The 10637-nt window shown below is 36.7% G+C and carries 22 protein-coding genes, 1 tRNA gene and 1 pseudogene; 21 read left to right on the forward strand and 3 right to left on the reverse strand.

The features are described 5' to 3' along the window. A pseudogene (locus ACXX8U_RS14165) lies at window positions 1-422 on the forward strand (hypothetical protein); the annotation flags it as partial. A gap of 477 nt (window positions 423-899) precedes the next feature. On the opposite strand, the gene ACXX8U_RS14170 reads toward ACXX8U_RS14165, so the two are convergent. From ACXX8U_RS14170 to ACXX8U_RS14180, 3 genes are all read right to left on the reverse strand, one after another. Next, window positions 900-1340: a TlpA family protein disulfide reductase gene (locus ACXX8U_RS14170; protein ID WP_458566437.1), complete on the reverse strand. Its 441-nt coding sequence runs from the start codon at window positions 1338-1340 to the stop codon at window positions 900-902. Window positions 1341-1465: 125 nt separating this feature from the next. Continuing rightward, window positions 1466-1645 carry a hypothetical protein gene (locus tag ACXX8U_RS14175; RefSeq protein WP_458566438.1) on the reverse strand — a complete coding sequence of 60 codons (180 nt, stop codon included), beginning with the start codon at window positions 1643-1645 and terminating at the stop codon, window positions 1466-1468. A 1225-nt stretch (window positions 1646-2870) separates the two neighbouring features. Next, window positions 2871-3032 carry a hypothetical protein gene (locus ACXX8U_RS14180; protein WP_458566439.1) on the reverse strand — a complete coding sequence of 54 codons (162 nt, stop codon included), beginning with the start codon at window positions 3030-3032 and terminating at the stop codon, window positions 2871-2873. An 87-nt stretch (window positions 3033-3119) separates the two neighbouring features. On the opposite strand from ACXX8U_RS14180, the gene ACXX8U_RS14185 reads away from it, so the two are divergent. The 20 genes from ACXX8U_RS14185 to ACXX8U_RS14280 form a co-directional block, all read left to right on the forward strand. Next, window positions 3120-3404: a hypothetical protein gene (locus ACXX8U_RS14185; RefSeq protein ID WP_458566440.1), complete on the forward strand. Its 285-nt coding sequence runs from the start codon at window positions 3120-3122 to the stop codon at window positions 3402-3404. A gap of 395 nt (window positions 3405-3799) precedes the next feature. Beyond that, window positions 3800-3931: a hypothetical protein gene (locus ACXX8U_RS14190; protein WP_458566441.1), complete on the forward strand. Its 132-nt coding sequence runs from the start codon at window positions 3800-3802 to the stop codon at window positions 3929-3931. 16 nt (window positions 3932-3947) lie between these two features. Beyond that, on the forward strand, window positions 3948-4517 hold the full coding sequence (locus ACXX8U_RS14195; protein ID WP_458566442.1) for a hypothetical protein: 570 nt from the start codon (window positions 3948-3950) through the stop codon (window positions 4515-4517). Then, window positions 4435-5253 carry a hypothetical protein gene (locus ACXX8U_RS14200; RefSeq protein ID WP_458566443.1) on the forward strand — a complete coding sequence of 273 codons (819 nt, stop codon included), beginning with the start codon at window positions 4435-4437 and terminating at the stop codon, window positions 5251-5253. The genes ACXX8U_RS14195 and ACXX8U_RS14200 overlap by 83 nt, the downstream gene beginning before the upstream one ends. Before the next feature lie 15 nt (window positions 5254-5268). After that, a complete protein-coding gene (locus tag ACXX8U_RS14205; protein ID WP_458566444.1) occupies window positions 5269-5577 on the forward strand; it encodes a hypothetical protein in 309 nt (102 codons plus the stop codon). Then, window positions 5574-5819, forward strand: coding sequence for a hypothetical protein (locus tag ACXX8U_RS14210; RefSeq protein ID WP_458566445.1), 246 nt, complete (start codon window positions 5574-5576; stop codon window positions 5817-5819). Before ACXX8U_RS14205 ends, ACXX8U_RS14210 begins: the two co-directional genes overlap by 4 nt. 5 nt (window positions 5820-5824) lie before the next feature. Continuing rightward, window positions 5825-6058 (forward strand): P-loop NTPase family protein, encoded by a 234-nt coding sequence (locus ACXX8U_RS14215; RefSeq protein ID WP_458566446.1) that lies wholly within the window; start codon window positions 5825-5827, stop codon window positions 6056-6058. Window positions 6059-6063: 5 nt separating this feature from the next. Beyond that, on the forward strand, window positions 6064-6504 hold the full coding sequence (locus ACXX8U_RS14220; protein WP_458566447.1) for a TniB family NTP-binding protein: 441 nt from the start codon (window positions 6064-6066) through the stop codon (window positions 6502-6504). Beyond that, on the forward strand, window positions 6504-7145 hold the full coding sequence (locus tag ACXX8U_RS14225; protein ID WP_458566448.1) for a hypothetical protein: 642 nt from the start codon (window positions 6504-6506) through the stop codon (window positions 7143-7145). The genes ACXX8U_RS14220 and ACXX8U_RS14225 overlap by 1 nt, the downstream gene beginning before the upstream one ends. 12 nt (window positions 7146-7157) lie before the next feature. Continuing rightward, window positions 7158-7517 carry a hypothetical protein gene (locus ACXX8U_RS14230; RefSeq protein ID WP_458566449.1) on the forward strand — a complete coding sequence of 120 codons (360 nt, stop codon included), beginning with the start codon at window positions 7158-7160 and terminating at the stop codon, window positions 7515-7517. Continuing rightward, complete coding sequence (locus ACXX8U_RS14235; RefSeq protein WP_458566450.1) at window positions 7517-7672, forward strand: hypothetical protein; 156 nt, start codon at window positions 7517-7519, stop codon at window positions 7670-7672. Before ACXX8U_RS14230 ends, ACXX8U_RS14235 begins: the two co-directional genes overlap by 1 nt. A gap of 23 nt (window positions 7673-7695) precedes the next feature. Further along, window positions 7696-7992: a hypothetical protein gene (locus ACXX8U_RS14240; protein WP_458566451.1), complete on the forward strand. Its 297-nt coding sequence runs from the start codon at window positions 7696-7698 to the stop codon at window positions 7990-7992. Then, on the forward strand, window positions 7993-8559 hold the full coding sequence (locus ACXX8U_RS14245) for a hypothetical protein (protein WP_458566452.1): 567 nt from the start codon (window positions 7993-7995) through the stop codon (window positions 8557-8559). Next, window positions 8504-8923 (forward strand): hypothetical protein, encoded by a 420-nt coding sequence (locus ACXX8U_RS14250; protein ID WP_458566453.1) that lies wholly within the window; start codon window positions 8504-8506, stop codon window positions 8921-8923. The genes ACXX8U_RS14245 and ACXX8U_RS14250 overlap by 56 nt, the downstream gene beginning before the upstream one ends. A gap of 126 nt (window positions 8924-9049) precedes the next feature. Then, entirely contained in the window at window positions 9050-9250 is a 201-nt protein-coding gene (locus ACXX8U_RS14255) for a hypothetical protein (RefSeq protein ID WP_458566454.1), read from the forward strand. A gap of 16 nt (window positions 9251-9266) precedes the next feature. Further along, a complete protein-coding gene (locus tag ACXX8U_RS14260; RefSeq protein WP_458566455.1) occupies window positions 9267-9458 on the forward strand; it encodes a hypothetical protein in 192 nt (63 codons plus the stop codon). Window positions 9459-9475: 17 nt separating this feature from the next. After that, a tRNA-OTHER gene (locus tag ACXX8U_RS14265) sits at window positions 9476-9592 on the forward strand. Window positions 9593-9613: 21 nt separating this feature from the next. After that, on the forward strand, window positions 9614-9910 hold the full coding sequence (locus ACXX8U_RS14270; protein ID WP_458566456.1) for a hypothetical protein: 297 nt from the start codon (window positions 9614-9616) through the stop codon (window positions 9908-9910). Then, on the forward strand, window positions 9897-10256 hold the full coding sequence (locus ACXX8U_RS14275) for a hypothetical protein (RefSeq protein WP_458566457.1): 360 nt from the start codon (window positions 9897-9899) through the stop codon (window positions 10254-10256). Before ACXX8U_RS14270 ends, ACXX8U_RS14275 begins: the two co-directional genes overlap by 14 nt. Before the next feature lie 146 nt (window positions 10257-10402). Further along, the coding region (locus ACXX8U_RS14280; RefSeq protein WP_458566458.1) for an aminotransferase class I/II-fold pyridoxal phosphate-dependent enzyme at window positions 10403-10637 on the forward strand (235 nt) is incomplete at its 3' end.

Below are 10637 nucleotides of genomic sequence, written 5' to 3' on the forward strand. Positions count from 1 at the left end.
TGTCATTTATGATGATAAAAACGGAGCCAATGCTGCAGCTCGATTTTGGTGGATGTTGCGATCAATTGGTCATGAAAAAGTTAAACGTTCAAACTGGAGGATTACAGCAAGCCGAAAATATGGGGTTTCCAACAAATGATAAAACAGAAACGCCAAAGCTTGTCCCAAACGACCCCCAATTGAAGAACCACCAACTGCAACAATTACCGAAGTGGAAAACAATTCTCAGAACGAAAATTATTCGGTTATCGATGTTCGAGAAAACAGTCGGTATCGCGGCGAGTATGAGCCATAGATTTAGTGGCAGGTCATATTCCTGGGCAATCAACATTCCTTTTATGACCAACTTAAATCAAAATGGGCGGTTTTTATCCGCATCAGAACTCAAAACAAAAATATCAAGAAATTTTTGGAGCTATTAAACAAGAGAACATCATTATTCATTGGCTCTGGCGTTACCCTAATGCCACTCTTTTAGCAATCGATTATGCTGGGCTAGCAATGCCAAAACTGTTCGTTGGCTCTTGGAGTGAATGGTCCAGAAACGATAAAGCGATTATAGTTTTTAAAAATGATTGATTTACATCAAAATTTTTAAGCCGTTTTATACTTCTTAAAGATTTATTTGATTTTAAAAACTTGATGAGAATAAAAAAATTTACGGACCGATTGGTTATTTACTCGTTTGCTGGAAAATGCCACAAAGAAACGCAGTTAGAACCACTATGGACTTAAAGTCCATAGACCGTTTTGTTTGGCAGACTGAAAGTCTGCGAGGTTAAAATGTAAAATCCACCGCAAATTCGCAAATTTAAAGACTTGCAACGTAAAAAATAATTTGCGAATTTGCGGTAAATATTTTTAGAACCTGAAAGGGAAATGCACTAAAGTACATAGTTTTAACGATTTTGAGACCAATAAAAATGTATAATTAGTTTTACGAGCAATGAGCCTGATATTTTATTGCGCTCATTTTGTTCATATGTTTTACTGCTATTTTCCAAAGCTATCTCTAAATCTTGGTATTTTGATGTTACTTTCTCGATAATCCCATTCTTATTGACTATAAAATGAGTAGGAAAACCGCTAATTTGAAGAGTGTTATTCATATACGTTTTCAGGTTAGGAACTACGGAGTACAATAATGGTCTTTTAATTAAAAACGCCTTTAATTCCTCTGGTGAATCTTCAGCCAAGCTAATAAACACGATATCTTTTCTGTTTTTATATTTTAAAGCCATTTCATTTACCTCAGGAAATTCTGCGATACAGACCACACAATGAATGAACCAGCATTTAATTACTACTATTTTTCCTTTGAGGTTTTCATTAGTAATCAAATTCCCATCGAGGTCTTTAAAAGAAATACGGGAAAAGGTTTTCCTTCCTTTTTAAAATTATTTATGGTATTAAAAGCTTCCGCCGCAATCGTAGCTTGTATGCTAGTATCGGAAGTAGCCTCAAATTAAAAAGTTTGTAATAAAAGATATTTTTGTCGGTCGATACAAGCCGAATCGGGATAAAACGACCATCTGCTAATGTTTTTAAGAAACTCCTCTTTGGTAATTTCTTTTGAATTAGCATCTAGGCCAATAAAATCTCTAGCGAGCATTACATTATCATAATGATAGGTCCACCAATCCATAAAATTTTTCTGAATCTTCAGGAATTTACTTCAGGATCGCCGTAAGAAGTTGGACTAGAGCAAGAAATGAGCAGTATAAAAAGAGGCTATAAAAATATTTTTCATCATGATTTAATAAGTGACTAATGTAGGGGCTATAAATTAAAATAAACAATATACTTAATAAAAAAAAGGTCGAAAAAAGGTCGAAAAGGCTAATAAAATCAAGCTTTTACAGAAATGTAGGGGCTTTTTTTGTGTAAAATTGAAATGTACAATGTACGTAATCGTTTACTGACCATTATCCTACCGCTTTGTTTAGCGTTATACTACCGTTTTAATGATCTATTACCACCACAGCATAAAAAAGGCGTTTAAAACGGCTAATTTACCAACAAAATAAGCACTTACAAAAGCTTTCGAATACTTATTTAAATACTTTTTAAACGGCTCTTACGGGTTGTTTAAACGCTATTTGTGTACATCTCAAAAAAAGCCCTTTTAAATCAGTGGGTAACCTAATGGGTCACCTCATGGGTCACCTCACGGGCGCAGGAAAAAAAATACGATGCAATACCCCATAAATAGCAGTTTTAACAATTAAACTAATGTTTTTTATTAGATAATCACCCCCCTAGCGCACAAAAAAGCATATTTAAAAAACGGTAAGTAAGTTGGTGTTTTAATTATTTGTATTTTAATACATGGAGTTGATCCTCACAGATGCCTTGATTAAGGCTAAGCCCTTGATGTTCTTGATATGAAAGTCCTTTGGCTGGTGGTGGCGGTTCTCGCTTACGAAATTCGACATGCTCCTGTACCAAGTTCAGACTTATGGAGCCATTTGACCAATACAAACTCATCACCATCGTCATTAATTAATGTAACTACGTACATCTCTCCCCAAAACATATTCTCGAATAGCAGTACCTACTTTCTTGTACATAATAATATCGCCTGACTTTAGTAGCGGGTACATACTATCTCCACTAACATAAATCGCACCATCGCATTTAGGCAAATTGGGTATCGTAATGTGATCGACCGGAGTTTCATTATTAGAGGCCTCCCCAATAATGCCACAACTGATGCTGAGGCTTGGATATCGTAAAGCGGTACCGACTGATGTTGAATATTAGTATCTGTTTTTAACCTAAAAACATTACTGTTAGTTGTGTCTTCTATTTTTAGCATTGGCTCTTTTCCCATCAATAGCCATTCGGGAACTAACTTCCTGGACAATTTTCTAAATTATTTTAATTAGTATTCCTTCTCCTAGATTCCTTCTTGCTTTTCTATTCAATTGCTTACCAAGATAGCCATTTGAAAGGCCGATTTCTTTCTCAAATGGCGAAGGCTTAACGCCTTTATAATCAATGTATTTGTATAATCTTTCAATTGCTTTCATAAATAAAATAGAAAAAAGGTTATTTTTTGCTTTGTAAATAGAAAATTGTCTATATATTTGCCTTTCAAATAAGAAACAAAAAAAGCAATGAACAAAGCTAATCAAAAAAATAAGAAGTATTTACCTTACGATCCTGAAAGATTGGATGCACTGGTTACGTCAGAGTATGGAATGACCAAGGTATACATCAGAATGTGCTTAAAAGGTGATAATAAAAGTCTTACGGCTGATAAAGTTCAAGCGGATTATAAATCACTAAAAAATCGATTTTTCGGAAGCTCTGGAAAAATTCAACAGCAAAAACTAAAAACCATGAAAACAAAGATCATTCACCACGTCAGAACGAAAACTTCACTAGATGAAGTAACTTGAAACGATCACTCTACAAGGCGGTGCAATAAGAAGCATAACATTTAGACGAGCCTCAAGCACTTTTTTTAATTAAAAAATAAACAATTTGGAAACTCCATACGAATTTCACGATAAGAAATTAGGTGTTAAGATCAAGTACTTGATTTATGACCGCCACTTTCATAGCGATAAGCCTGAAAGCCGATAAGCTACAAGGCCATTAATGGCCGTATGAAGTCGTCAACGTGCACTGAACAACAGTTGCGCCGGGCTTCGCTAGGTAGTGATGCACTTGTATTGCACGGTTCTTGATCACAAGAGTGGAAAGATATGCTGAGTGCTATACATTTTGGTAAGCCAAAAGAGGAAATAAAAAATAGCTGGTTTGCACAACACTATGTAGCAGATCGTGCAGCATGGGACTTTTTAACACAGGCTACACGTATGGCGAAAAGCTAAGACTTGAACTAGACACGATTGAGTTGTATGTATATCAAGCCTCAGTGCTAAACACGGTGCTACTTATCAAAAACAACCGTCAGCAATAAAAGCCTAGTAAAAGCAATGGGTTGTGCTAAAGTAGATATTTGGGATAGTTTAAGTAAAGATGTAAATGCTTTTAGAGAGGTGGATCATAAACTACCAACTACAAAGGATTCGCTTCGCTACAAGGTTACAAAGTATGCAAAAGAGGGTTATCCTGCTGTAATATCTGGGAAGTTTGGAATGCAAAACGCATTGAAAGTTAAGGAACGCGAACAGGAGGCTTTAATTGATGAGCTACTTGCTAAGCACACTAACCTTGACGATGCAATTGATCGCCTCACTTTACAATATGGTTGGCGAACGCTTAAACTGGCCATCGATGACGGCTCAAACTATTGGGAATCGCAAAAAGCAGAGAGTAACCTAGTGATTTATGCAGGTCGTAATGGAGTTTCCGCATTATCAAATAATATGCTGATGCAAAGCAAACGTCAGGCGCCATCAACGCCAATGTTATATTGGACACTAGACGGTTGGGACGCCAGAACTTTTGTATCAAAAACCAGTGAAGGCGACAGTAAAAGGACAAACAAGAATGACCTATCACAACCGCTTAACAATGGTTGTTGTTCTAGACACATTCAATAAATATCCAATTGGGTATGCCATAGGATCACACGAGACTCCAGAGCTAATAAAAGAAGCCATGCGCAACGCCATCAATCACACAGCTGAGTTGTTTGGTCAAAAATACAACCCTAGACAGTTACAGTCTGATAATTACCAGTCAAAAGTGATTGCACCTATTTATCAAGCGTGCGCAAAGTTCTACACTCCTGCAAAGGTTAAGAATGCCAAAGCCAAAGTGATTGAGCCTTACTTCAATCACATCAATAAAAAGTATTGCAAGCTAATGGATAACTGGTCTGGGCATAACGTGAATAGTGGTTCTAAAAACCAGCCGAACTCTGAGATGTTAAACAAGCTGAGCAAGTTCTTTCCAGATAAACAAGGATGTCGCCAACAACTAGAACGAATCATTGAAGCAGAACGAGCTAAAAAGATTGATGAGTACCTAAGCAATTGGCAAAAAGTAGATGAAGAGTTAAAACTACCAATGCCACAAGAAAACTTTTTACTAGCACTGGGTAAAACATCAGGACAAACCAACAGATTAGTAGGTTCTGGACTAAATATCAAGATTGAAGGCAGTAAGCAAGTGTATGATTCTTACGAGCTAGAATTTAGAAAACAAGCACACCAAGATTGGAATGTATTATTTGATCCTCAAAATATAGATCAAGTTTTAGCAGTAAGTGCCGATAGTAAACACCGCTTTTTACTAGAGCGAAAATATGTACAAGCAATGGCACTGGATGATTGAGGTGAGAATGATGCAATGGAGCTTAAAAGAGTAAACGATTACAACAAAGCAGCTATTCAATACATCACAGATGAGCGAAGCGAAAACAGGGATTTATTAGAAAACCTCTTTGAAAACCCGCTACTAAGTGACACTCTGGCCAAACATTTAATAGTTGATTCCAGAGGACAACACAAAGATCAACGAAACAAGCAACGACTAGGCGAAAAAGTGTTACTCAAGCAAGAAATAAAGATTGAAAAACAAGCCGAAAAAACGTGGCAAGAAGAGCAAAACGATTATTACCAACAAAAAACAGACGTTAACAAATACTTACAACAATGACAACAGACTTGAAAAACCAAATTGTACAAGAACTAGAAAACTACCTTGAACTACACAAAATGTCGGCTAACGAGTTTGTGAAAAAGTCAGGAATTAATGAGGCTTATGTGTCTAACATGCGAAACAAGAGCTTCAAAATAGGTCCTACTGAAATTGCTGAAAGATGGTTCGAAAAAGTGGCTCAATTTATAGGCTTGGCACTTAAAAAAGCTACTGGACACCAGTACAAACCAATCAAATGACAGCTATGATGCCAATTCTTGAAGATTCAAAAGAACACGGCTTAACCAATGTCGTGATTGGTGAAACTGGAAGCGGTAAAACATTCAACGCTGAGTTGTTTGCCAAAGCCAACCCACTCGACACATTTATTGTAAAAGTTGGAAGCTCTGACAACCTATCTGATTTGATTGATAAAATTTTAGAAGGTGCCAAATCCCACATGCAAAAACCAAGTCAAAAAACATCAACGGCATTGTAAAGTTCATGCAAAAGCAAAAGTTTGACGGATTGAAACCACAATTAATATTTGATGAGTGCGAGTATATGAAGCAACCCACACTAGGAATGATGAAAGAGTTTTACGATGATCTAAAAGGGCATTGCTCGATAGTGTTGATTGGTACTGATGAGCTCATCGACAACTTGGACAAACTAAGAAAACGTAAAAAAGCAGGAATGCGCCAGTTTTACCGCCGTATCAAGTTTGGAATACGAGTGTTACCAAACATAGATAAGAACTACAGAGGTTTCTTAGACAACATTCAAGACAAAGGTTTATTGAGGTTCTTAAAATCAAACTGTGAGAACTATGGCGAATTGCACGACTGTCTAGTGCCAGCAATGCGAGAGGCAGACAGAACTGGTGAACCGTTAACAGAGTCGTTTGTTCGAAAAGTGTTAAACATACCAACGTCAATGTTTTAATGAAAAAAGCCTTAACAGTAAACAACATAGTAAATCAAGCAGTAACGCTCATTGACTTCAAGAAAACACACCCGCAATTGTATCAAGCATTTGGGAATCCTCAAAACAAGGGAATTTGGTTTGTCTGGGGTGGTTCTGGTTCTGGTAAGAGTAGTTTGCTTTTAGACTTAGCAAAAGCATTCTCAGAAAGCTTTAAAACCATTCATAATGAACTTGAAGAGGATTTGGATGATTTAGATTTTATCAATCGCATACGATTAAAAAACATGCAAGATGTAAAGGATAATTTTCTAACGGCATCCTACAATTATGAAGAGCTGTGTGAGTATTTAGAAAAGAGGGACAGTCCAAAAGTAGTGATTATCAATTCAGCTACCTATTTTTTTAAGGATTTGCAACAATATTTTGAATTTACAAACAAGTATAAGCGAAAGAAGATCATCATTATTTCAGGCATGGCAAAGAATAACAATCCCTACTCAGAGCTAGAAACTAAGATCATGTATGATGCCAATAAAAAGATTTTTGTTTCAGGCTATCAAGCCCTTTGCAAAGGTAGAACTATAGGACCCAATGGAGGTGTTTACATCATCTGGGCGGAGGGATATGAAAAAATAAGAGGAGCACAAGATTTAAATTAAAAGTAAAAAAACATGAAAACAACAACAGAAAAACTAGCAATTACAGAACACGAATACGAAATGATGGTTTTTGGCTTTTACTCCCGCTGGTGCGAAAGCGTAACCACCAATACGAGAGACTACCAAGCAGTTCTATCTAATGCAGCAGTCAATGCTTGGTTCTTGATGGAACTAACAAAATGCGAGTCAGAATTTCATTTATCAACAGATCGCTATATCGATTCACCAACAATTACCAAAATGGACCTGCAAAACTGCTATAACGAAAGCACTTTTAGGCTGTTTAATCTTAGACCTATGCCTCTTTTAGAAAAAGCAAAAACCAAAATACCAAAAGGAAATCAAGTGTTTAACTCAATACTCCAAAACTAATGACCCCACAGCAAAGAAAAAATAAAATAGCAGAGCTAGAGCAATGGTTAAGAGATAATCCCAACCACGCTAACCGCACCATAATAGAAACCGACTTGCGTAAGCTCACAGAACAACAGCAAGGCAGAACCTTTGAGCGTGACACCTTCGATTAAGTAAACTATAATATCTATAATGTATGAGTTACGAAGACATATACCAACGACTAGAAGACTTGCACAACGTGCTTTTATATTGCTCTGACTTACAAAAGGGAGGTCGCATTCATGTGTTCAAAGTTGGCGAACGCATCTGCATCAATCAAGAACGTGGCGCACTGCTTTCGCAATTAAGCCACATGAATCAGGAAACTTTCAGCCACGAAGTCAGGGAGTATAAAATGCCCGTAGGCATCGAGGTAAAAATAAGATTCACCATCGAAAAAATACAGGCCTCCGGATGGGGTGGCTTATCAACCGATAAATTTTTAAAGTAAATGGATCAGTTCACTCAAGAAGAAATCGACAAAGCACTTGCTGAAATAGAAACTTTAGACCGCTATACCATGTGCAAGTATTGGAGGTTTGCACCTCCCGGAACTGAAATATATTTCAGGAGTGATTTACCAACCGGTAACGCTTTCCATAAACGGCTTTTCGTTCGAGCTTGGGGGCTTTACCCCCGAAATAAGTATACAACTAGGACATTAATAATTAATTCAATAAAAATCAAAATGAGCACAGAAACGCAAGAAAAACCAACTTTCAACATCAGCGAACTTACAGCTGACCAAAGAAAAGAGCTAGTACAACAGCTTAAAAAAGAGGAAAAGGAAAAGAAAATTAAAACAGCCAATTCCCGAAAGGCATTAGAGGATTTATGGTCTGAATTTGTAATTAAGAACGTCCACAAGTTTATGCCAATAAGAGAACTGGTTGAAGAAAATATTTTAGAGACATTTTCTGATTTTGAACCGCTCTCAAAATTAATAGAGGAATGTTATGGAATTGAAAAGTTACGACCAGGACAGTTTCACCAAAACATTACCAGACGGATCATTTAGTTTAACGATTGGATATAATAAAACAGATGGATTCAACGGAAATGAAGGACTTGGAGTTGATAAGATCAAGATGTATATGGACACGCTCAAAGGCGATGGCGACAACGACAACTTGACAAAGTTAGCAGCCGCCCTAGATATTTTTCTAAAGCCAAACCCAGTGACTGGAATGTTGAATCCTAGAAAGGTAAAGGACTTGAGTAAACTTCGAGACATGTATGATAGTGAGCTATTCAATGAGGGAATAGACATTATTGAAAAGGCAGTTATTTATACAAGAACATCTCAATTTATAGAAGGATGGAAATTCGTAGCATTAGAAAGCGGTCTTACTAAAAAGGTAACATTTAGGTTTTCTGTTTAATGCACCCTAGTAACTCAGTAACGGCACTATTGGCAATATTGTTAATAGTGCTCAACGGGAAAGCCATCGTTGACTATGTGTTATGGCTTCGATTTAAAATAAGAACCACCTTCAAACAAATGCAAAATGAGCGTAAGGATAACACCAATAGTAGATCACGAGAGCTACAGCGTTAACAATAAAGAAGTCTATAAAGACACCAACGGTAATTGGATATACCGCCAAGAATTGACCTCTCAGGAAGTGAATGCTTTTCATAATTACAAAAAAGCAGTAATAGAAAATAAAGCTTTCAAAAAACACACAAAAGCAACTTACAAAGGATAACAATTAAAACTAAAACATGAGTAAAAATTCAACATCATCAGGAGGAATAGGATTCGCAGGACTATTAACAATAGTGTTCATCACTTTAAAATTAACAAAATACATTGACTGGAGTTGGTGGTGGGTTTTATCTCCAATTTTAATACCGGGCATAGTTGTTATAGCGGTATTAATAGTCCTTGGGACATTATTTATACTAAAAAAATAGGTTAGGTTAATTCGGTTTCCCGAGTGGCGAAATGGTAAATGCGTCCTTTTTGTAGGACTGACTTAGGCAAGGTTCGATTCCTTACTGGCGATTGGAAAGACTAAGCAATGCGGGTTCGATTCCCGCCTCGGGAGCAAATTTAAAAAAACAATAAAATGAACCCATCACACTACTATTTAGAGGCTAATAACGCTCTACAAACCAAGAACAAGCTACAGGCAGAGTTCGCAAGATATCTACAATCGATCAGCTCAAAATTGATTGATGCCGAACAACTTCCAGAACTAAAAAAAGAAATCTTAGAGAAACAAATTGAGCTCAACACAAAATACCCTCGTTGCACACCGCTTAATATTTCATTTTATAATCCAGGTGGAAATCACAAGCTCATTATTTCAGGGTTTTATGGAGTTACATTTTCCATCAATGACGCCTATTATGACAACAACTAAATCACCATATCTATTCGAGGGACAAGGTTCCGCAATAGATGACTACAACGCTCCAAAAAGGCAATTGCAAACCATTGTGCAAGGCGGCAGAACCCACAGTAAAGGCAACTGGGGTTTATTTAATAATAATGATCAACAGCATAAATATGTGAGATCACTATGTATGCAGGCTCAATGGACGGTACCTTCTGAAAAATGGGGTGAAGTTCCAGATATAAATAGACTGAGCGAGTTTTTAAAAAGTAATAAATCACCAATTAATAAGCCATTAAAAGACATGGAACCGGAAGAGGTTTCGAAAATTATTGAAGCATTAAAAGGAATCGTAAAATCAAAATACAAGTAAGATGGAAGAAATAATAAATGATCTACACTGGCTAATGTTTCACTGTTTTATTGTTGGTTTTTCAATTTGTTTGTTTTTATGGATTAACTGGCCATCTAATAAAAATAAAAAACGAAAATCAAAGTACCCAAAATGCGATTGCTCCGATGTTAACCAGTGCTCAAAATATTGTCACGCCAAGTATTGTTTTTACTCACAGTTATCAGCCATACGTCGGGATTCCGCAATTAAGAGAAGCTTTCTCATGCTGGTACAAAAAACATTACAATGTTACATTGAATCCCGATAACGAAATTCAACCGTTAATCGGCTCCAAAGAAGGTATTCTGCACATTTCACTGGCTTTTTTAAATCCCGGAGACGGTGTTTTGGTTCCCAATC

It is taken from the genome of Flavobacterium sp. GNP001 (genome assembly GCF_054343775.1).